The organism is Pseudomonas sp. BRM28 (assembly GCF_002939405.1).
In the GTDB taxonomy this organism is placed as follows: domain Bacteria; phylum Pseudomonadota; class Gammaproteobacteria; order Pseudomonadales; family Pseudomonadaceae; genus Aquipseudomonas; species Aquipseudomonas palmensis.
The window spans coordinates 3,005,196-3,025,665 of the sequence record NZ_PEFV01000001.1 but is presented as its reverse complement, the minus strand read 5'-3'; the positions used below and the strand labels follow the sequence as shown (position 1 = coordinate 3,025,665).

At 66.9% G+C, this 20,470-nt stretch carries 22 protein-coding genes and 1 pseudogene; 13 read left to right on the top strand and 10 right to left on the bottom strand.

Annotated features, from left to right (window positions below; all coding sequences use genetic code 11):
• Positions 1-72: 72 nt before the first annotated feature.
• The 3 genes from CR917_RS14340 to CR917_RS14330 are packed head-to-tail and all read right to left on the bottom strand — an operon-like array spanning position 73 to position 2,701.
• Positions 73-735, bottom strand: a complete 663-nt coding sequence (locus CR917_RS14340; RefSeq protein ID WP_104572511.1) for a hypothetical protein — start codon at positions 733-735, stop codon at positions 73-75.
• Positions 736-737: 2 nt separating this feature from the next.
• A complete protein-coding gene (gene ampC, locus CR917_RS14335; RefSeq protein WP_256589675.1) occupies positions 738-1,898 on the bottom strand; it encodes a class C beta-lactamase in 1,161 nt (386 codons plus the stop codon).
• Positions 1,895-2,701, bottom strand: a complete 807-nt coding sequence (locus CR917_RS14330; protein WP_104572510.1) for a helix-turn-helix domain-containing protein — start codon at positions 2,699-2,701, stop codon at positions 1,895-1,897. The genes ampC and CR917_RS14330 overlap by 4 nt, the downstream gene beginning before the upstream one ends.
• Positions 2,702-2,780: 79 nt before the next feature.
• Here CR917_RS14330 and CR917_RS14325 point away from each other — a divergent pair, with 79 nt between their 5' ends.
• Positions 2,781-3,755, top strand: coding sequence for a bile acid:sodium symporter family protein (locus CR917_RS14325; protein WP_043860233.1), 975 nt, complete (start codon positions 2,781-2,783; stop codon positions 3,753-3,755).
• Positions 3,756-3,835: 80 nt separating this feature from the next.
• On the opposite strand, the gene CR917_RS14320 is transcribed toward CR917_RS14325, so the two are convergent.
• Positions 3,836-4,210, bottom strand: coding sequence for a DUF2784 domain-containing protein (locus CR917_RS14320; protein ID WP_043860232.1), 375 nt, complete (start codon positions 4,208-4,210; stop codon positions 3,836-3,838).
• A gap of 9 nt (positions 4,211-4,219) precedes the next feature.
• Positions 4,220-4,699 (bottom strand): GNAT family N-acetyltransferase, encoded by a 480-nt coding sequence (locus CR917_RS14315; RefSeq protein WP_104572509.1) that lies wholly within the window; start codon positions 4,697-4,699, stop codon positions 4,220-4,222.
• Positions 4,700-4,887: 188 nt separating this feature from the next.
• Here CR917_RS14315 and CR917_RS14310 point away from each other — a divergent pair, with 188 nt between their 5' ends.
• The 4 genes from CR917_RS14310 (at position 4,888) to CR917_RS14295 (ending at position 9,144) form a co-directional block, all read left to right on the top strand.
• Complete coding sequence (locus tag CR917_RS14310; RefSeq protein WP_088515103.1) at positions 4,888-5,508, top strand: LysE family translocator; 621 nt, start codon at positions 4,888-4,890, stop codon at positions 5,506-5,508.
• Between the two features lie 18 nt (positions 5,509-5,526).
• Complete coding sequence (locus tag CR917_RS14305; RefSeq protein ID WP_058540269.1) at positions 5,527-6,399, top strand: alpha/beta fold hydrolase; 873 nt, start codon at positions 5,527-5,529, stop codon at positions 6,397-6,399.
• 104 nt (positions 6,400-6,503) lie between these two features.
• Positions 6,504-7,640 carry an HlyD family secretion protein gene (locus CR917_RS14300; protein WP_058540268.1) on the top strand — a complete coding sequence of 379 codons (1,137 nt, stop codon included), beginning with the start codon at positions 6,504-6,506 and terminating at the stop codon, positions 7,638-7,640.
• Positions 7,630-9,144, top strand: coding sequence for an MDR family MFS transporter (locus CR917_RS14295; protein WP_043860227.1), 1,515 nt, complete (start codon positions 7,630-7,632; stop codon positions 9,142-9,144). Before CR917_RS14300 ends, CR917_RS14295 begins: the two co-directional genes overlap by 11 nt.
• On the opposite strand, the gene CR917_RS14290 is transcribed toward CR917_RS14295, so the two are convergent.
• On the bottom strand, positions 9,145-9,906 hold the full coding sequence (locus tag CR917_RS14290) for a helix-turn-helix transcriptional regulator (protein ID WP_043860226.1): 762 nt from the start codon (positions 9,904-9,906) through the stop codon (positions 9,145-9,147).
• 196 nt (positions 9,907-10,102) lie between these two features.
• Positions 10,103-11,011 (bottom strand): LysR family transcriptional regulator, encoded by a 909-nt coding sequence (locus CR917_RS14285; protein ID WP_173925050.1) that lies wholly within the window; start codon positions 11,009-11,011, stop codon positions 10,103-10,105.
• A 96-nt stretch (positions 11,012-11,107) separates the two neighbouring features.
• On the opposite strand from CR917_RS14285, the gene CR917_RS14280 reads away from it, so the two are divergent.
• Entirely contained in the window at positions 11,108-12,001 is an 894-nt protein-coding gene (locus CR917_RS14280) for a pirin family protein (RefSeq protein WP_088515100.1), read from the top strand.
• Positions 12,002-12,074: 73 nt separating this feature from the next.
• A complete protein-coding gene (gene ycaC / locus CR917_RS14275; protein ID WP_043860055.1) occupies positions 12,075-12,704 on the top strand; it encodes an isochorismate family cysteine hydrolase YcaC in 630 nt (209 codons plus the stop codon).
• 6 nt (positions 12,705-12,710) lie between these two features.
• Here the strand turns inward: ycaC and CR917_RS14270 are convergent, their stop codons facing one another.
• Positions 12,711-13,112 carry a low affinity iron permease family protein gene (locus CR917_RS14270; protein ID WP_043860056.1) on the bottom strand — a complete coding sequence of 134 codons (402 nt, stop codon included), beginning with the start codon at positions 13,110-13,112 and terminating at the stop codon, positions 12,711-12,713.
• 79 nt (positions 13,113-13,191) lie between these two features.
• Here CR917_RS14270 and CR917_RS14265 point away from each other — a divergent pair, with 79 nt between their 5' ends.
• Complete coding sequence (locus tag CR917_RS14265; protein ID WP_102063821.1) at positions 13,192-13,776, top strand: hypothetical protein; 585 nt, start codon at positions 13,192-13,194, stop codon at positions 13,774-13,776.
• A 2-nt stretch (positions 13,777-13,778) separates the two neighbouring features.
• On the opposite strand, the gene CR917_RS14260 is transcribed toward CR917_RS14265, so the two are convergent.
• Positions 13,779-14,291 carry a DUF2938 domain-containing protein gene (locus CR917_RS14260; RefSeq protein ID WP_104572508.1) on the bottom strand — a complete coding sequence of 171 codons (513 nt, stop codon included), beginning with the start codon at positions 14,289-14,291 and terminating at the stop codon, positions 13,779-13,781.
• Positions 14,292-14,358: 67 nt separating this feature from the next.
• On the opposite strand from CR917_RS14260, the gene CR917_RS14255 reads away from it, so the two are divergent.
• The gene (locus CR917_RS14255) at positions 14,359-15,012 is read left to right on the top strand and encodes a metalloregulator ArsR/SmtB family transcription factor (RefSeq protein WP_043860058.1); all 654 of its coding nucleotides are present in this window, start codon (positions 14,359-14,361) and stop codon (positions 15,010-15,012) included.
• A 91-nt stretch (positions 15,013-15,103) separates the two neighbouring features.
• Positions 15,104-15,601 (top strand): PaaI family thioesterase, encoded by a 498-nt coding sequence (locus tag CR917_RS14250; protein ID WP_043860059.1) that lies wholly within the window; start codon positions 15,104-15,106, stop codon positions 15,599-15,601.
• Positions 15,602-15,651: 50 nt separating this feature from the next.
• Here the strand turns inward: CR917_RS14250 and CR917_RS14245 are convergent, their stop codons facing one another.
• Positions 15,652-16,965: a hypothetical protein gene (locus CR917_RS14245; RefSeq protein ID WP_104572507.1), complete on the bottom strand. Its 1,314-nt coding sequence runs from the start codon at positions 16,963-16,965 to the stop codon at positions 15,652-15,654.
• Between the two features lie 373 nt (positions 16,966-17,338).
• On the opposite strand from CR917_RS14245, the pseudogene CR917_RS14240 reads away from it, so the two are divergent.
• The 3 genes and pseudogenes from CR917_RS14240 to feaR all read left to right on the top strand — a co-directional run bounded on the left by CR917_RS14240 (position 17,339) and on the right by feaR (position 20,462).
• Positions 17,339-18,841: pseudogene (locus tag CR917_RS14240) on the top strand (APC family permease).
• A complete protein-coding gene (locus tag CR917_RS14235; RefSeq protein ID WP_104572506.1) occupies positions 18,801-19,391 on the top strand; it encodes a DUF3156 family protein in 591 nt (196 codons plus the stop codon). Before CR917_RS14240 ends, CR917_RS14235 begins: the two are co-directional and overlap by 41 nt.
• Before the next feature lie 117 nt (positions 19,392-19,508).
• Positions 19,509-20,462 (top strand): transcriptional regulator FeaR, encoded by a 954-nt coding sequence (gene feaR / locus CR917_RS14230; protein ID WP_058540261.1) that lies wholly within the window; start codon positions 19,509-19,511, stop codon positions 20,460-20,462.
• The last annotated feature ends 8 nt before the right edge of the window (positions 20,463-20,470 follow it).

The window sequence follows — 20,470 nt, the reverse complement described above, 5'->3', positions numbered from 1 at the left end:
ATGGGGTCGGGCCAACGCTGGCCCCTGAGCATTCGAGGGGCGGGGTGCGGCAGAGGTTCACTGCACGCAGCATCAGGGCGCCGGGCTGTCGACCTGCTGCAGGCTGAAGGTGCCGGTGAACGGGTTGCCCTGCAGCCTGTAGCACTGGCTGTGGTTCTTGCGCAGCCATGCAGTGCCCGCATCGACCGGGCCGCAGTTGGAGGCGGGCATGGCATCTACGATCAGGGCGTACTCCAGGCCCTCGTCAAGCTGCTGCAGGGCAAACCCCGCACAACAGACCAGGGCCGCGGCAAAGAAGGGTTCGAACGTCGGCACTTTCTGCGCCGGGGCCGGGGCGGCGCCGGGGCGTAGTCTGCCAGCCGCCCTGCGCAGCCACTGGGGCAACAGCAGGTAGACCCCCAGCAGCATCAGCGAGAACGGGATGGAATAGAGCGCCCCATATACCACCGCCGCGTTGTCCAGGTAGTCCACCTCGATGCCAAAGCGCGCATTGAGCATCCGTTGCGCAGACAGCTTGCACAGGTACACCACGACCACGCTGTACAGCAACGACCCTGGCCAGTAGCTGAGAAAGGCGAAGAGGCGCGACAGGTTCAGCAGCACATAGATGCCGCCGGCCGCCAGCCCGCCGACCAGTATCAGGTTAGCGCCGAGGCTCGGCGGCAGGCGCGCGAAGCCCCACAGCCCGGCCAGCAGCAACAGCAGCTTGAGGGTGTCGCGTACCGGTTTGCTCACGGTCAGTGGCTACCTTCGTTCAAGGCGCCGAGGATCTGGTAGGCCAGCTTCACCCGCGCTTCATTGGGGTAGTTCTTGTTGGCCAGGATCACGATGCCGATCCGCTGCGAGGGCACGAACGCCACGTAGCTGCCAAAGCCGTTGGTGGAGCCGGTCTTGTTGATCCACACCGCCTGCTGCGGGGCCAGCGGGGGTTGCAGCGGCGTGACGTCGAGGGTTTCAAGGGCCATGCGGCTGGCATTGCCGTCGAGCAGGGTCTGCAGTGCGACCGGGTAGGGGTACTGTTCCCAGATCAGGTCCTGGGTCATGGGGCCCACCTGGTAGTAGCCGGTATGGGTGGCGGCAATGGCCTGCTTGAGGGGCGTATCGAGTTTCTCCAGGCCCATGTTCGCCTCGACAAAGCGCAGCATGTCGTCACTGCTGGACTTCACCCCGTAGGCTTCGTCGGCCAGCACCGCAGGGCTCAGCCGGGCGGGGACGTTGTCGCGGGTATAGCCCTGGGCGTACATACGCTGCCAGTTGGCAGGTACCTGCAGATGGGTGTTGTTCAGGCCCAGCGCCGGAAACAGCAGGTCCTGCAGGGCGGACCGGTAGCTCATGTCCAGTTGGCGGGCGCTGATCACCCCGAGCAGGCCGATGCTCGGGTTGGCATAGGTACGCCGGGTGCCTGCCGGGTAGCTCGGGGTCCAGTGCTTGAAGTAGCGCATCAGTTGCCCGTTGTCGTGCACGCTGTCTGGCAACTGCAGCGGGAAGCCGCCGGCGGTGTGGGTCGCCAGGTTCAGCAGGCTGGTGTTTTCAAGGGCCCGGCCGCGCAGTTCGGGCAGGTAGCTGGCCGGGCTGTCGGTCAGCTTCAGCTTGCCGGTGGCCTGTGCATAGGCTGCCAGGGTGACGTTGAAGGTCTTGCTGATCGAGCCCAGTTCGAACAGGGTGTCGCGGTCGACGGCCTGGCCGCTGTCGCGCGAGGCCACACCGAAGTCGTAGTAGTGGTGCTGGCCATTGACTGTCAGGGCCACGGCCATGCCGGGTATCGCGTGCTCCTGCATCACGGCCTGACTGGCGGCCTCTACCAGGTTGTCGAGGTTGTCAGGCACGGTGGCGGCCCAGGCGGCAGGGCTGGCCAGCAGCAGGGCGCTCAGCAGGTGATGCGGTTTGAACAGGTTCACGTAATGGGTTTCCGGTGGGTCTGGAGGAATTCGCCCGGTGACAGGCCGAACTGTTTGCCAAAGGCGGCGATAAAGGCCGACAGCGATTCGTAGCCGCAGGCCAGGGCCACGTCGGTGACGCGCTCGCCGCGGCTGAGTGCTGGCAGCGCACTGAGCAGGCGCATGCGCTGGCGCCAGGTGCGAAAGGTCATGCCGGTGTCACGCAGAAACAACCGGCTCAGGGTCTTTTCCGAAACACTGTACTTCAGGCTCCAGGCTGCCAGCCCGGTGCTGTCCTCGGGGTGTGCCTGCAGGCGCCGGCACAGTGCACGCAGGCGGGTGTCCTGGGGCAGCGGCAGAATCAGGTCTTCCTGCGGGGCGCTGGCCAGCTGGTCGAGCAGCACGGCGACCAGGCGCCCGTCTGCGCCCTCGGTGTCGTAGGCCACCGGCAGGCCGCTGAAGGTGCGGATCAGCTCGCGCAGCAAGGCATTCACGCCGATCACCCGGCACTGGGTGCCCGGCCACACGCTGTGCTCGATGTACAGGCTGCGGATGCAGGTGTCGTCGGCGCAGCTGACCTGATGGGGGGTATGCGCCGGGATCCACACCGCGCGCTGCGGCGGCACCACGTAGCGTCCGGCGCCGGTGTGCACATGCAGCACGCCCTGGGCCGCATACGACAGTTGCCCCCAGGCATGCTTGTGGCGAAAGCCCAGGGCGATGTTGGCCAGCGACTGCGCCTGCCCGTACAGCGGGCGCGGCAGTACCTTGAGCTCGCTCAGGGGCGGGATGCGCGGGGCGTGGGGTTGTCCTTTGGGCGACACTCTTGGGGTTCTGTCGTTAGTCGGAAAAGAAAAGAAACCTTACCGTCTGCGCCATCCCAATAACAAGACAGGACGTGACATGAAACACCTGCGGTTGCTGTTCGACAATTTCACCCTGGCCCTGCTCGGCGTGATTGCACTGGCCACCTTGCTGCCCTGCGAGGGCCAGGGCGCGGTGGTGTTTGGCTGGCTGACCAACCTGGCCATCGGGCTGCTGTTCTTTCTGCACGGCGCCAAGCTGTCGCGCGAGGCGGTGGCGGCCGGGGCAGGGCACTGGCGCCTGCACCTGCTGGTTTTTGGCTGCACCTTCGTGATGTTTCCGCTGCTGGGCATGCTGTTCAAGCCGCTGTTCCTGCCGCTGGTGGGCGACGAGCTGTACCTGGGCGTGCTGTACCTGTGCGCATTGCCGGCCACCGTGCAGTCGGCGATTGCCTTCACCTCGCTGGCGCGGGGCAACATCCCGGCGGCGATCTGCAGCGCGGCGGCCTCCAGCCTGCTGGGCATCGTGCTGACGCCGTTGCTGGTGATGGTGCTGATGGGCGTGCAGGGCGATACCGGGTCCAACCTCGATGCTGTGTTGAAGATCGTGCTGCAACTGCTGGTGCCGTTCGTGGCCGGGCAACTGGCGCGGCGCTGGATCGGCGCCTGGGTGGCGCGCAATGCACGCTGGCTGAAGACCGTCGACCAGGGCTCGATCCTGCTGGTGGTGTATACCGCGTTCAGCGACGCGGTGATCAGCGGGTTGTGGCAGTCGGTGCCGCTGGTGCGGCTGCTGGGGCTGGCGCTGGTGTGCTGCGTGTTGCTGGCGGTGGTGCTGTGGTGCACGCAGTTGCTGGGCAAGCGGCTGGGGTTCAACGTGGAAGACCGCATCACCATCCTGTTTGCCGGCTCCAAGAAGAGCATGGCCACCGGTGTGCCGATGGCCCAGGTGCTGTTTGCCGGGGGGGCTATTGGCGCGATGATTCTGCCGCTGATGCTGTTCCACCAGATCCAGCTGATGGTGTGTGCGGTGCTGGCGCAGCGCTATGCGGCGCGGGAGGAGGTGAGCGCCTGATTCAGGTGCTGTGGTGACCACTTCGCCGGCAAGGCCGGCTCCCGTAGGAGCCGGCCTTGCCGGCGAAGCGGCCTGAACACTCACCGCAAGGCACGGCGCCTGCGCGAGTAGCACAACCACGCATAGACCCCCGCATTCACCACGAACACCAATGCCCCCAGCCACAGCTGGATGCCTGCCGTCAGCTTGGCCGGGTAGATCAGCGGTATCAGGTAATGCTCCACAAAACTGTCGGGGTAGCCGGTGTCACCCGCCGCTGCACGCAGGCGGTTTTCCCACTCGGTCAGCGGGCAGGGCAGGTGCAGCACCTCCACCAGCACGCCCCAGGTCACGGCCGGCAGGTGCAGCCAGCACAGCCGCGGCCACCTGAGCACCAGCAACCCGCCCAGCATCACGAACACGATGAACGTCAGATGAAACAGTACCAGCCCGTCGGCGGCCAATCGAAAGAACATGGCGTGGTCTCAACCCTGGGCGAAGCTGCGCAGCGTTTCACCTTCCATGCGATAACGCACCCACTCGTCCTGCGGCTGCGCGCCGATGGACTTGTAGAACTGGATGGCCGGTTCGTTCCAGTCCAGCACGCTCCACTCCAGGCGCCCGCAGCCCTTGGCACAGGCCTCTTGCGCCAGGTGGCGCAGCAACGCCTTGCCCGCACCCGTGCCGCGGGCCTGGGGCGTGACGTACAGGTCTTCGAGGTAGATGCCCTGGGTGCCGAGCCAGGTCGAATAACTGAAGAAGTACACCGCAAAGCCGATGGCCTGGCCGTCACGCTCGCAGATCAGCGCCTGGGTGCTGCTGCCTTCGCCGAACAGCGTGCGCTCGATATCGGCGACCGTGGCGATCACCTCGTGGCGGGCACGCTCGTACTCGGCAAGCTCGGTGATGAAGGTGAGGATCTGGCTGGCGTCTTCGACGCGCGCGGAGCGGATATGTACGGGCATGGCGGGGCTTCTGTTCCGGAAATCGAGGAGGGTTATCCTAAGGCAATTGCCCGTCGAGGGCACGGGAAGCCTGGAGGGGGGTGAGGGCTCGCCAAGTGTAGTGCCACAATTGCCCCCAACTGTATCGCAGCGCTGCGCACCGACTTGGTTAGTGTCACTTCACAACAACACACCGCCGGACACCCGCCATGCTCACCTCGCTCAACCTGCTGATGGCCTTCGTGCTGTTCGCCTTCGTCTCCTCGATCACCCCCGGCCCCAACAACACCATGTTGCTGGCCTCCGGCGTGAACTTCGGTGTGCGTCGCACCATTCCCCACGCGCTGGGCATCAGTATCGGCTTCATGGTGCTGGTACTGGCGGTGGGCCTTGGCCTGGGCGAGGTGTTCAAGGCCTATCCGCTGGCCTACGGCGTGCTGCGCTACGTGGGCGCCAGCTACCTGCTGTACCTGGCCTGGAAGATCGCCAATTCAGGCCCGCTGACCAGCGCCGAACCCGGCACGCGCAAGCCCCTGGGTTTCTGGGGCGCGGCAGCCTTCCAGTGGGTCAACCCCAAGGCCTGGGTCATGGCCGTGGGCGCCATCACCACCTATGCACCCAGCCAGGGCTACCTGACCAACGTGATCGTGATCGCCGCGGTGTTCGCCGTGGTCAACCTGCCCAGCGTGTGCGTGTGGGTGATGTTCGGCAGCGCGCTGCGCACCGTGCTGCAGGACCCACGCTGGCTCAAGCTGTTCAATTGGCTGATGGCCGCACTGCTGGTGCTATCGCTGTATCCACTGCTGTTTGTAGAATCCGGTTTTGTGTAACCCCCACAGCGAGTCCCGATGGAACTGATCCCCTGGTCGCATGACTGCGCCGAACACTTCACCCTGCGCGGCTGGCGCTCACCTGCCAGCGGCAAGCCGCTGCTGCATTTCATCCACGGCACCGGGTTCTGCTGCCTGGCCTACCAGCCGTTGCTGGAGCGCCTGGCCGAGCATTTCGACCTGTGGCTGTGCGATGTGCAGGGCCATGGCGACAGCGATCATGGCGGCGCCTTCGTGGGCTGGAACCGCAGCGCCGCGCTGGCGATCGAGGCCTTCCAGGCAGGCCGTGGCGAATACGGGCAGGTGGCGTGCTTTGCCATGGGCCACAGTTTCGGCGGGGTGCTGACCGGCTTGATGCTGGCGCTGCAACCGGGCCTGTTTCAGCGGGCGGTATTGCTTGACCCTGTGGTGTTCAGCCGCTCGATGCTGGGGGTGATGAGCGTGGCCACGCTGTTCGGCATGCACCGTCGCCACGGCCTGGCACGCAAGGCCGCCACCCGGCGCAGCCACTGGCCCGACCGCGAGGCGGCCTACGCCGCGCTGCACGGGCGCGGCATTTTCAAGGGCTGGCACGACGAGGCGCTGCAGGCCTATGTGGACCACGCCATCGGCGACTGCGGCGAAGGGGTAGTGCTCAAGTGCCGGCCTGCGCGCGAAGTGGACGTGTTCAGTTCGTTCCCTCGCGGGCTGTGGGCTGCCCTGGCCCAGGTGCAGACACCCGCACGGGTGCTGCATGGGATCACCACCTATCCCTTCGTACCCGTGTCGCTGGCGCGCTGGGCGCGTCTGAACCCAAGGGTCGAGCTGCGCGAGGTGCCCGGCGGGCACTGCTTCATGCAGGAAGATCCGCAGGCCTGTGCGAACGAGGTGCAAACCTACCTGCTGGGCTGATGGCAGGTTGTCCATTTCGCGACGAATACTGGTCTGTACGCTAGCGAACGCCAACCGCTGACCCCCTTAGAGTGCATCCTTGAACAACAACAGGGAGCACGAACATGAACCAGGCGGTCAGCCCCGAACCACCGGTTACCCAAGCCACCGAGCGCGTGCGCGTGATGACGCTGCGCCGCGCCCTGGGCGCAGCCGGCACGCTGGCGGTACTAGGGGTTGCCTTGTATGTGTGGCACAGCGGGCGCTTCAACGAACAGACCGACGATGCCTACGTGCGCGCCGACTGGGCGCCGATCAGTGCGCGGGTGGGCGGCTATGTGGCCCAGGTCAGCGTGGCCGACAATGCCGTGGTCAAGGCCGGCGACCTGCTGGTGCAGCTGGACGACCGCGACTATCGCCAGCAGGTGCGCCAGGCCCGTGCGGCGCTGGCCGCCAGTACCGCTTCGGTGCAGGCGCAGCAGGCCGTGCTGGTGACCCTGGCGGCGCAGCTGGAGGGGCAAGGGCAGGCGATTGCCCGTGCCGCCGCCGAGCGCGAGGCGGGCGGTGCCGAGGCGCGGCGCGCCGAACTCGACTGGCAGCGTTACCGCCAGTTGATCGGCATGAACGCGGTGAGTGCCCAGCGTGCCGAACGCGCCAGCACCACACGCACCCAGGCGCAGGCCACGCTCAAGGGCGCAGACGCCGGCTGGGCCATGCAGCGGGCCCGGCACCAGGTGCTGGCCAGCCAGCAGCGCGAGGCCCGGGCCGAACTGGTGCGCCGCGAGGCCGAGCTGGAACAGGCCGAGGCGGCCCTGGCCCTGGCCGAGAACGCCCTGGCCGACACCCAGGTACGGGCGCCCTTCGACGGCGTGGTGGGGCAGCGCAAGGTGCGTGTGCAGCAGTACGTCAGCCCCGGCCTGCCACTGCTGGCAGTGGTGCCGGTGGAGCAGGCCTACGTGGTGGCCAACTTCAAGGAAACCCAGCTCGAACACATGCGCCCGGGGCAGCGCGCGACCCTGGAGGTGGACACCTTCGGCCGGCACTGGCAGGGCACGGTCGACAGCGTCTCGCCCGGCTCGGGGGCGGTGTTCGCGCTGTTGCCGCCCGACAACGCCACCGGCAACTTCACCAAGATCGTGCAGCGCTTTGCCGTGCGTATTCACCTCGACCCCGTGGAACCCGGCACGCCGCGGCTGCTGCCGGGCATGTCGGTGATCGCCACCATCGATACGCGCACGGCGCAGGTGCGCGATGAGCACTGAAGACAAGGTATCGCTGCGCGCGTGGGTGGCGGTGATCGGTGGCTTGTTCGGCTGCTTCATGGCGGGCATGAACGTGCACGTCACCAGTGCCGCGCTGCCGGAAATCGAAGGCGCGCTGGGGGCGACGTTCGAGGAAGGCTCGTGGATCTCCACCGCCTACCTGGTGGCGGAAATCACCATGATTCCGCTCACCGCCTGGCTGGTGCAGGTGTTCTCGCTGCGCCGGGTGATGCTGGTGGGCTCGCTGGTGTTCCTGATCAGCTCGGTCAGTTGCGCGCTGGCGCCGAACCTGCAGGCGATGATCGCCATCCGCGTGATCCAGGGCGCTTCGGGGGCGGTGCTGATCCCGCTGTCGATGCAATTGATCATCACCGAGCTGCCGCCGAGCAAGATCGCCCTGGGCATGGCCTTGTTCAGCCTCTCCAACAGCGTGGCCCAGGCCGCCGGGCCGTCGATCGGCGGCTGGCTGACCGACGCCTATTCATGGCGCTGGATCTTCCTGCTGCAACTGCTGCCCGGGGTGGCGCTGCTGGCGGCGGTGGCGTGGTCGATCCCGGCGCAGGCCGGCGACCGCGCCCAGTTGCGCGGCGCCGACTGGCTGGGCATCGCGGCCATGGCGCTGGGGCTGGGCGCGCTGCAGATCGTGCTGGAGGAGGGCGGGCGCGAGGACTGGTTCGATTCGGCGTTCATCGTCACCTTCAGCGTGATTGCCGTGGTGGCGCTGGCGCTGTTCGTGCAGCGCCAGCTGTGGGGCGCGCGGCCCTTCATCAACCTGCGCCTGCTGGCCAGCTACAACTTCGGCGTGGCCAGCCTGGCCATGGCGGTGTTCGGGGCGGCGACCTTCGGGCTGGTGTTTCTGGTGCCCAACTACCTGTCCCAGGTGCAGGGCTACAACGCCCGCGAAATCGGCATCAGCCTGATCGCCTACGGCATGGTGCAGTTGCTGCTGGCGCCGCTGCTGCCGCGCCTGATGCGCTGGCTCAACGCCAAGGTGCTGGTGGCCAGCGGCTTCGCGATCATGGCGCTGGGCTGCTGGCTGGGGGCGCACCTGTCGGCGGACGCGGCGAAGAACGTGATCATCCCCTCCACGGTGGTGCGCGGGCTGGGCCAGCCGCTGATCATGGTGGCGCTGTCGGTGCTGGCGGTGAAAGGGCTGGACAAGGCCCAGGCCGGCTCCGCCTCGGCGCTGATATCGATGCTGCGCAACCTGGGCGGTGCGGTGGGCACGGCGCTGCTGACGCAGCTGGTGTCGTTGCGCGAACGGTTTCACGGGCAGCGTATCAATGAGAGCCTGACGCTGTTCGATGCACCCGTGCAGCAGCGTCTGCCCGGCGGGGTGCTCGATGCACAGGCCCCGGCGCACCTGCAGGTGCTGGCGCAGCTGGACCAGACGGTGCATCAGCAGGCCTACCTGATGGCGTATTCGGATGCGTTCTATGTGTCGTGCGTGGCGTTGGCGGTGTGTGCGCTGGCGTCGCTGCTGCTGCGCCAGCATGCACGCTGACTAGTCGGCGTCGGGCTGGCCGTAGGCCGGGGTCTTGCCGAAGTAGGCACTGGGCGAGACCCCCAGGGTGCGGCGGAACATGGCGCTGAAGGCGCTGGGGCTGTCGTAGCCCAGGTCCAGCGCCACGTTCAGGATCGAGTGCCCGGCGGCCAGCGCGTCGAGGCTGGCCAGCAGGCGCAGGCGGCGCAGCCACTGGATGAAGCTCAGGCCGGTTTCGCGCTGGAAGGCGCGGGTCAGGGTGCGTGCGTTGAGGCCGCTGTGGGCGGCGGCGCGCTGCAGGCTCCAGGGGCTGGCCGGGTCGTCGCGCAGGGCCTGGCACAGCGCGGCCAGTTGCGGGTCGACCGGCAGCGGCACGTGCAGGGCCAGAATCGGCAGCACGCGGATCTCGTCCAGAATCAACTGCATCACCCGCTCGTCACGCCCGCCGGGCGGGTAGTCGGCGGGGATGAGCATGGCGCTGATGATCAGTTGACGCAGCAACGGCGGGATGTCCACCACGCGGCAGGTCAGCGGCAGGTCGGGGCGCGCGTCGGAGGCGACGAACAGGGTGCGCATGCGGACCTGGCCGGCCATCTTCAGGTCGTGTTCGACGGCGGCGGGCACCCATACGCCGCGCCCTGGCGGAACCACCCAGCAGCCCTGGCTGGAGTTGACCGTGATCACCCCGCTCAGGGCATGGATCAGCTGGGCGCGGTTGTGGCAGTGCGGGGCGATGCGCTCGCCGTGGGGGTAGTTTTCTGCCAGGGGGACAATCGGCTGCATGGCGGTGCGTTGGGATTGAGGGTGGGGGGGCAGTATGCCTGATGATCGGTGGGTGCAGGATCAGCGAATGCTGTGCATTCGATCGCGGGGCAAGCCCGCTCCCACAGGTACAGCGCCTATTCAAAGAGTGCCGCAATCCCCGTGGGAGCGGGCTTGACCCGCGATCTGGCGCATAGCGCCAGCAAACCCTGGCACATCAATCGATCCCGCTCTGGGCAAACTCCTGGGCCAGAAAATCCAGCAGGTGCCGCACCGAAGGCAGCAGCCCGCGCCGTGAGGCAAACACCGCGTGCACCAGCCCGCATTGCGGTGCCCAGTGCGGGGTGGGCTGCACCAGCTCGCCACGGGCAAGCTCGTCGCGGATCACCACCAGTGGCAGGTGCACCACCCCCACGCCCGCCAGCGCCGCCTGGCGCAATACCACCAGGTCGTCGGTCACCAGCCGCGGCGTGTGCCGCAAGCTGGCCGTGGCGCCGTCCGGGCCATTGAGCTGCCATTGATAATCGCGCTGCGGGTTGCCCCAGTGCAGGCTCGGCAAGGCGGCCAGGTCGGCGGGCACGATGGGCCTGGGCAACGAAGCCAGCAAGCCGGGCGCGGCCACCAGCAACTGCGTGCTGTTGGCCAGCACCTTCATCACCAGGTCACTGCTCTCCAGCGGCGGCACCCGCACCCGCAGCGCAATGTCGATGCCTTCCTGGATCAGGTCCACATGGCGGTTGGTGCTCTCGATATGCAGCTGCACCAGCGGGCACTGCACCATGAAGCGCGACAGCATCGGCCCCACCCAGAAATCCAGCAGCGCCGTGGGGCAGCTCAGGCGCACGATGCCCTGGGGCTCGGCACGGTGGCGCTCGATCAGCTCGGCCGCACCTTCGGCCTCCACCAGCATGGCCACGCAATGGCGGTGGTAGGCCTGCCCGATGTCGGTTACCGAAAAATGCCGGGTGGAACGCTGGATCAGGCGCACCCCGAGGCGCTCCTCGAGCCCGGCCACCCGCCGGCTGAGTTTGGACTTGGGCATGTCCAGGGCACGGCCGGCGGCGGCAAAGCCACCGTGCTCGACCACCTGGGCGAAGTAGTACAGGTCGTTGAGGTCTTCCACCACTGTTCTCCGAATGGAACGCTGAGGGCACTTTACGCTATCTACCGCCTTCAGCGTTGCGCCCTTATCGTTGGCTTCATGCACGAGAGGAGGTAGCTCATGAAAAAGATCCAAGGCGTCTACAGCAGCCCGCACCCGCATTGGGTGGGTGACGGCTTCCCGGTACGCAGCCTGTTCACCTACGACAACCTGGCCCAGCACATCAGCCCGTTCCTGCTGCTCGACTACGCCGGGCCCCATGCCTTCACCCCCACCAGCGCCCGTCGCGGCGTCGGCCAGCACCCGCACCGCGGTTTCGAAACGGTGACCATCGTCTACCAGGGCGAACTGGAGCACCGCGACTCTACCGGTGCCGGCGGCCTGATCGGCCCGGGCGATGTGCAGTGGATGACGGCCGCGGGCGGCATCCTGCATGAAGAGTTCCATGCGCCGTCGTTCGCCCGCAGTGGCGGCACCCTGGAGATGGTGCAGTTGTGGGTCAACCTGCCGGCACGGCACAAGTCTGCCCCTGCCGGCTACCAGACCCTGCTGGCCGCCGACATCCCCAGCGTGGCGCTGCCCGGCGGTGCCGGCAGCCTGCGGGTGATTGCCGGTGACTACCACGGCCATCGCGGCCCGGCGCGCACCTTCACGCCGATGCAGGTGTGGGACATGCAGCTCAAGCCCGGCAAGCCCGTGCGGTTGCCTGCCCAGGCCGGTCACAGCAGCGCCCTGGTGGTGCTGCGCGGCCAGGTCACGGTCAATGGCGAGCGTTCGGTGGGCCCGGCACAACTGGTGCTGCTGGAGCGTGCCGGCGACGAAGTGCTGCTGCAGGCCGACAGCGAGGCGGCGGTGCTGTGGCTCAGCGGCGAGCCGCTGGATGAACCCATCGTCGGCTACGGCCCGTTCGTGATGAACAGCGATGCCGAGATCGAGGCGGCGTTCGCCGATTTTCGCGCCGGGCGCTTCGGCCAGATGACCAATGGCGGCGGCACTGTCACACGCGCCGACTAGGGTCTGTATGCAACTCACGTTTGTCCCAACTCCGGCGCCACGGCGCCGGACCACCCCTGCAAGGAGTATGACCATGAGTGTTCCCTACACCCGTCTGGACAAGAACAACGCCGCCGTGCTGCTGGTCGACCATCAGGCCGGGCTGCTCTCGCTGGTGCGTGACATCGAGCCGGACAAGTTCAAGAACAACGTGCTGGCGCTGGCCGACCTGGCCGAGTACTTCAAGCTGCCCACCATCCTCACCACCAGCTTTGAAAGCGGCCCCAACGGCCCGCTGGTGCCCGAGCTCAAGGCGCAGTTCCCTGACGCGCCATACATCGCGCGCCCCGGCCAGATCAACGCCTGGGACAACGAAGACTTCGTCAAGGCGGTCAAGGCCACCGGCAAGAAGCAGCTGATCATCGCCGGTGTGGTTACCGAGGTGTGCGTGGCGTTCCCGGCACTGTCGGCGATTGCCGAAGGCTTCGAGGTGTTCGTGATCACCGACGCCTCCGGCACCTTCAACCCGATCACCCGCGACGCGGCCTGGGACCGCATGTCGTCGGCCGGTGCGCAACTGATGACCTGGTTCGGCGCAGCCTGCGAACTGCACCGCGACTGGCGCAACGATGTCGAGGGGCTGGGCGCGCTGTTCTCCAACCACATCCCCGACTACCGCAACCTGATCACCAGCTACAACACCCTCACCGGCGCCAACCAGTAGCCCGCCTCACTGCGCGTCGCCGCGCCTGCCCCCGGTTTCATCGGCGGGCAGGTCGGTGGCGCGGTCTTCGCCGATCTCCCGGTACTCCTTGAGCAACTGCTTGAGCTGGCTGTTGTCCAGCTGGTCGAGGTTCATCAGCGCGTTGTGCGCCGCCTTGGTCGAGCGCAGCAGTTCGTCGAGCTTGATGTGCAGCACGTCGTTGTCGCGGTTCTGGGTGTTCTGGATGACGAACACCATCAGGAAGGTGACGATGGTGGTCGAGGTGTTGATGATCAGCTGCCAGGTGTCGTTGTAGTCGAACCACGGCCCGGTGACGGCCCAGACCACGATCAGTACCAGTGCGATGAGGAAGGTGCGCGAGCGACCGGCCTGTTTGGCCAGGCCCTGGGCGAAGCGTTCGAATTTCATGGCAGACTCTTGTGTGGGGATCTACTGGGTAGACCCTGCGGGGTTGCCGAAATTCTTTGTAACATCAGGGGAAGACGACATGGGGCAGGACCACGGGGCACCGACGCACCTGGTGCGGGTGATACCCACCGATTACGGCCAGTTCGTGCTGGAGCTGAACAATGGCGAGCACCGCTTGCTCAAGGGCCTGGTGCTGACCCGCGAGCTGGGCTGGAGCGAGCTTGCCAACCCACGCAAGGCGCGCCAGCGAACCTTCAGTGCCACCCAGCTCGGTTGGCCGGGTGGGCGTACGCTGGGGCTCGACTACCTGCTCGCGCAGGCACAGCCGATGAACGAGCGCGAGCTGGGCTGGCAGTCGGTGGACTTCTCCCAGTGCAACCGCGCGCCCACCCCGGAGCACGACACCCACCACGTGTACTACGTGAGCCTCAAGCCCTTCGACCCGCAGCCATTCGGCCTGGGCGAGTCGATTCACGGCGGCCATGGCGAGCGGGGCGGCATGTTTTCCTTCGACCTGGCCGGGCTTGTGGCGTGGCCCAACTGGCGCGAACACTTCGAGCTGGCCGGCTGTGGCTGGGCCATTGCCCTGGTCGACGCCAACACCACGGATGCGCAGGCATTGCTGGACGTATTGATAGACGCCTGGTGCCAGCGTGAGGCCTGAGCTCAGCCCCGGGGCATCAGGCCCAGGCCATTGAGCAGCAGCGCCGCGACGAACAGGCTGACCCCGAACGCCGTGTGCGCCGCCAGGCTGCGCAGGCGTGCCACCTTGGGGTTGGGGGTGCGACGGGCCAGTACGCCTGCGCCCATGCCCGGCTGCAGAATGAAGAACGGCGCCACCAGCGTGCCGATACCGATCGCCAGCGCCGGCAGCAGGGTAGGGCTGTGGGCCCAGCCGATGCCGAAGATCGCCAGCAGCAGCCCGGCGTACAGCACCCCGATCACATAGTGCGTCGCCCAGCCCAGCAGGGCTTCGCCCGGTACGGGCGGCGCCTTGGCGATGCTGTCATGAATGAACTGACCATGGCGCAGGTGCGCCACCCAGCGCCCGACCATCGGCCAGCTGGGCGTGGGCACATTCAGCAGCCGCTTCTGTGTTTCGGCCCACAGGTCGGCCAGCGCCGTGCCCAGCAGCCCGATCAGGCTGGCACTGGCGATGAAGTGAAGCAGAGGGGACATGGCGTTGCTCCTGAATAAAACATTCAATGAATTGATTGAATGATTGGCGAATGATAGCTTCCTGTCAATGACCGACCTTCCTCAGCAACACTTCATCGATATCGCCGAGCTGGCCCGCACCCTGGGCCATGCGCATCGGCTGCACCTGCTCGAACACATCGCCCAGGGCGAGCGTGCGGTCGAGCGCCTGGCCGAACTGTGCGGATTGTCCGTGGCCAACACCTCCCAGCACCTGCAGCACCTGCGTCGCGCCGGCGTGGTACAGACCCGTCGCGACGGCAAGCGCGTGCTGTACCGCCTGGGTGGTGGGCCGATCCTGGAGGTGCTGGCGGCACTGGGGCAGTTCGCCGAGCACAACCGCCTGGCGGTGCGCGAGCTGCTGGCCGACAGCATGAGTGCGCAGGAGCGCCTGGAGGCGATGTCGCGCGACGAACTGGTGCAGCGCCTGCACGAGCAGAGCATCACCCTGCTGGATGTGCGCTCCCACGAGGAATACGCCCTGGGGCACTTGCCGGGGGCGATCAGCATGCCACTGGACGAGCTGCAGCAGCGCCTGGCCGAACTGCCGCAGGACCAGGAGATCGTTGCCTACTGCCGGGGCCCCTGGTGCGTGCTGTCGAGTACCGCCACCGCGGCCTTGCGCGAGCACGGCTTCAAGGTGCGCCGGCTCGACAGCGGCCTGCCGGACTGGCAGGCGGCAGGGCTGCCGGTGGAGGCCTGAGCCTCTGCGGCGGCCCCTGGCGCTTTCGCGCGCGGGCCTGGCAGCGTTACCATCGACGGTCTGACTTTCCATAAAAACAATCAGGAAGCCTATGAACGCCCAAGCCTTACCCCTGCAAGACCTCGCCGCGCCAGAGGGCGTGTGCTACGGCTGCGGTACCTCCCACCCCAGCGGCCTGCACCTGAAAAGCCACTGGGCCGAGGACGGCAGCCACGTGCTGTGCCGGCACGAACCCGATGCCACCTTCACCGGCTGGCCGGGGCTGGTGTACGGCGGGTTGCTGGCGATGCTGGTGGACTGCCATTCGAACTGGACCGCCATGGCCTGGCACTACCGCGCCGAAGGCCGCGAGCCGGGCAGCCTGCCGCGCATCGACTGCGTCACCGGCAAGCTTTCGCTGACCTACCTCAAGCCCACCCCGATGGGCGTGGAGCTGGTGCTCAAGGCGTGGGTCGAGGGTGAGGTGGGGCGCAAGAGCCGGGTCATCTGCGAAGTCTGGGCCGGCGACGTGCTCACCGTGACGGCCGACTCGGTGTTCGTGCGCGTCGACACCGAACGCCTCAAGCAACAGGCCCACGCGACCGTGTAACCCCGGGGGCGATGGCCTTGGACATGTCCCTGGCCGTCGCCCCAGCCAACTCAGAACGGCATCGCCAGCGTCACCTGGCTGTACAGGTTGGTGCCATTGCCGCCCACCTGATTGCCCCCCGTGTTCTCGTCCTTTTTCGGCTGGTACAGCCCCACCAGCGGGCTGACGATCAGGTGCGGGCTGACTGTCCATTCCACGTACAGGTCCAGCTCGCGGGCACCTAGGTTCAGCGCGTTGCGTGTGTGCAGGGTATCGAAGTCGAAATACAGCGCGCCCAGGGTCAGGTTTTCCAGTGGCTTGGCCACCAGGCCCAGGTGATGCACCCCGGTATTGCTGTTGAACGGCCCCGCGTAGTTGGCCGCCACCTCACCCTGGAACCAGGTGCCGTAGCCGGTGCTCAGCCCGGTGAACAAGGCATCCCAGCCTTTGGAATAGCGGGTGTAGCGGTAGGTCAGGCTGGGTGCCCAGGGCAGCTCGGCGAAGGTGTAGCCGGCCTCGGCGTACCAGGCCTTTTCCGGGCCGGCCTGCTTGTCCTGCCAGGCGTATTCGAAGGCGAAGCTGGCGTTGTCGATACCGGCGTTGCCTTCGCCGCGCAGGCTGTAGGTGTCCATGCCGTCGCGTTGGCGCTGGAATTCGCTGGCCCATTGCTCGGTGACGCCCAGGCCGTGAATCCAGGTCAGCCCCAGGGTGCCGGCCGCGGTGGTGTAATCCAGGGTGCCGGCGGCCAGTTCGGTCTCGGCCTGGGCGCGGTTGTCGGACTTGAGCCACAGCGCGCTGGCGTGCACGCCACGCTCGCCGCCCAGGCGCAGCACGGCGGTGCGGTCGAACGCGTGGCGCGCCGCCAGGTAATAGGCGCCGCCACGGTTCAGCGCGCCGTCGGCGGGGCCCTTGCCGAGGTTGGGGCCGTCGTCGTTGATCAGAAAGCCGCGGCCCAGCTTGACCACCTGACGGCCGAACGAGGCATCCACGCCATCCTTGCCCAGCAACGGGAACAGCTCGCCGGAGCGCCAGCCGAGGTAGGCGTCCTCCAGCTTGGTGGTGCGCTCGGTGCCGTCGGTGTTGCCAGCTGCGTCGCCATCGCCCCAGGTGGCGGAACTGACCCAGCTGAGTGCGCCGTAGGCACTGCCGTTGCCGGCCAGGCGCTGGTCGCCGCTGATTCCATACTTGATGAAGCCCTCGCGCCAGGTCGAGCCGCCGGGCGTGGCGTCGTAGTTCTTGCGGCTGTTGAACAGGCCGTACACCGCCAGGATGTCGGCATTCAGGTGGGACTCGTCATCGGCGTAGAGCTCGATGGCCTGGGCTGATGGCTGGGCCAGCAGCCCAGCCAGGCTGAGGGCGGCAAGCAGGTGAGGGTGCAGGTTCATGGTGGTGGGGTCCCCGGGTTGGCGTGAGTGGTGGCCATTTAGGGCGGGGACGGTGGGGGCTGTCTTTGATCTGGCTGCCACATGGATTGATTGTGGGCGCCAAGCGGGTAGGTGCCGGGGTGCTTGCCAGAAGCAGGTTGCTTGGGGCTGTGAGGTTGGCTTCTGCCCGCAGGGTGTGGGAGTTGGCTTGGCCGACGATCGAGCGCGAAGCGGTCGTAAAACCTGAGTGCAGGGTGTGTCAGGCAAACCGGCTACGGCCAGAAGTGCCCTGGCAGGCTGCAACAAAACCCCAGGCAGCCACGGGCAAGACGCCAGTCAACCGCCAGCGCACAGTGGCGCATAACCACAACAACGGCATTCGAGGTCGCTCATCATGTCGCTCAACCACACCCTCAGCGTGCACCTGAACCGTGGCACGGTCGGGTTCCCCACCGCGCTGGCCAGCACCATCGGCCTGATCATGGCCAGCCCGGTGATCCTCACCGCCACCACCGGTTTCGGCATCGGCGGCGGTGCGTTCGCCGTGGCCATGCTGATCGCGATGCTGATGATGCTCGCCCAGTCGACCACCTTCGCCGAAGCCGCCGCCATCCTGCCCACCACCGGCTCGGTGTACGACTACATCAACTGCGGCATGGGGCGCTTCTTCGCCATCACCGGCACGCTGTCGGCCTACCTGATCGTGCACGTGTTCGCCGGCACCGCCGAAACCATCCTGGCCGGGGTGATGGCGCTGGTGAACTTCGAACACCTCAACACCCTGGCCGAATCCGCCGGTGGCTCGTGGCTGCTGGGGGTGGGCTTCGTGGTGGTGTTCGGCATCCTCAATGCGTTCGGCATCAGTGTGTTCAGCAAGGCCGAGATCATCCTCACCTTCGGCATGTAGACCACGCTGATGGTGTTCGGCGTGCTCGGCCTGATCGCCGCCCCGGCGGTGCAACTGGACGGCTGGTTCGGCGCGTCGCTGGTGGGCACCGACCTGATCACCGTGCTGTCGCTGGTGGGCATGGCGATGTTCATGTTCGTCGGCTGCGAGTTCGTCACCCCGCTGGCACCCGACCTGCGCCAGTCGGCGCGCACCCTGCCCAGGGCCATGGCGCTGGGGCTGTTCGGCGTGGCCTCGTGTATGTTCATCTATGGCGCGGCGATGAAGCGCCAGGTCGACAACGTGCTGCTCGACGCCGCCAGCGGCACGCACCTGCTGGACACGCCCATGGCCATTCCGCATTTTGCCCAACAGGTGATGGGCGATATCGGCCCGTTGTGGCTGGGCATCGGTTTTCTGTTCGCCGGCGCCGCCACCATCAACACCCTGATGGCCGGGGTGCCGCGCATCCTCTATGGCATGGCGGTGGATGGCGCGTTGCCCCGGGTGTTCACCTACCTGCACCCACGCTTCAAGACGCCCATCGTGTGCATTCTGGTGGCGATGCTGATCCCGTGCCTGCACGCCTGGTGGCTGGGCGGCAACACCGACACCATCCTGCACCTGGTACTGGCGGCGGTGTGTGCCTGGAGCACCGCCTACCTGCTGGTGACGCTGTCGGTGGTGATCCTGCGCATTCGCCGGCCCGACCTGCCACGGGCCTACCGCTCGCCGCTGTTCCCGCTGCCGCAATTGCTGTCGAGCGTCGGCATCGGCCTGGGCATGTGGTTCATCACCCCGCCGGGCATGAACCCGGTCCAGGTGTACGTGCCATTCGCCTGGATGCTCGGCGCCACGGCGGTGTACGCGCTGTTCTGGACCCTGGTGGTGCAGAAGGTCAACCCGTTCAAGCCGGCCTCGGTCGAAGAGGTGCTGGCGCGCGAATTTGCCCACCAACCGGGAGTCGAGCATGGCGCATACCCTGCCCACACTGTGGCAAAGGCTGTTTGACCGCGCGCCCTCGGGCTACCGCCCCGGGGTGACGCTGGCGCACCTGCAGCGCAACCTCGGCCTGGCCGGTTGCGAGGTGCTGGGGCCGGGCAGTGCACGCTACGCCCTGGCCGATGGCAGCCTGGCGTTCGAGGTGCGCGAGCGCACCGAGTCGCAGTTGCTGATGCACCTGGTGCTGTGCGAGTTCCGCCTGCAGGTGCCCGGCCCGCAACAGGGCACGGCGCGGCTGGCGTTGCAGCATACCGGTGCACTGCGGCGCAGCGGCCTGCGCTGGCGCCAGCTGCGTGGCGAGCGGTCCTGGCAGGCGCGGCTGGAGCAGGCCCTGGCCCACGAGCCGGCCCTGCAACAGGCGCTGATGCCGCTGGATTTCAAGCGCCTGCACCTGGACCTGGCAGGCGGCTGCTGGACCCTGACCCTGGAGCACATGGGCGGCAGCGAGGTGGTCAACCGCATGCCGGCGTTTCGTCGCTACATCAGCCTGAACCCCGCACAGCGTGACCTGCTGCTGGCCGCATTGAAAGGTCTGGCGCGGCTTGTCGAAGGCCTCTGAACCCGCAGACTGGCACCAAAACTGCTTCCACCCTGGCGACGACGAACGTGTTGCGTGCATATAGCTAACATGTTAACTATTGCCCAACAAAAACAAGATGCCATCGTGGAGGTACCCATGAGTACTCATCAGCTCGCCGGCACTGCGCTGGACCGCTGGAATGCCGACATGCAGCACATTTGCGGGCATTTCGAGACCGAACTTGCATTCAACCGCTCGCTGTTCATCGGCGAGATTTCCACCTGGTCACGCGGCGGCCTGGCCCTGGCCAACCTGCGCACCAACGCCGGGCTGATCCGCCGCGACGGCATCAAGCCCGACCGCGACAACGACCAGCACTGCTTTCTGGTCAGCCAGCGCACCGGTTTCTCCCAGGTCACCCAGAACGGCGTCAGCGTGCAGCTGGCACCGGGCGAGATGCTGCTGATGGACGCGGTCGGGGCCTGTGAAATCATGCCGTTCGGCCTGATCGAACACGCCTCGCTGTCGCTCTCGCGCGAGGCGGTGTGCCGGCAGCTGGGGGGCGATGCGCGTACCTTCGGCAAGATCTCCCAGACCAAGGCCTGCGGGCGCATGCTGCATGTGCTGATGGATCAGCTGTGCAAGGAAAGCGCTCCGGGGGAGGGCGAGCTGGCCGAGGGCCAGGCCCTGCACAGTGCATTTCTGTCGTTGCTGGGGTCGGCCCTGGAGGGCGGCGATGACCAGGTGCAGCCGGGCGCGGCGCTGCACGGCGCCAACCTGCGCAGCTATGTGCAGAAGGTCATCGACGAGTCCCTGGGCCAGCCCGGCCTGTCGCCGGTGAACCTGGCCAACCGCCTGAACATTTCGGTGCGCCACCTCTACCGCCTGTTCGAAGAGCAGGGCGACAGCGTGTGTCGCTACATCCAGCGCACGCGCCTGCAACGCAGCGCCGACGACCTGGCCAACCCGATCCTCAAGACAGAGTCGATCACCACCATCGCCTACAAATGGGGCTTCACCGATTCGGCGCACTTCAGCCGCTCGTTCAAGAAACAGTTCGAACGCTCGCCCAAGGACTACCGCTCCCATAGCCTGGCCGGCCCGGCCTGATAAACCAC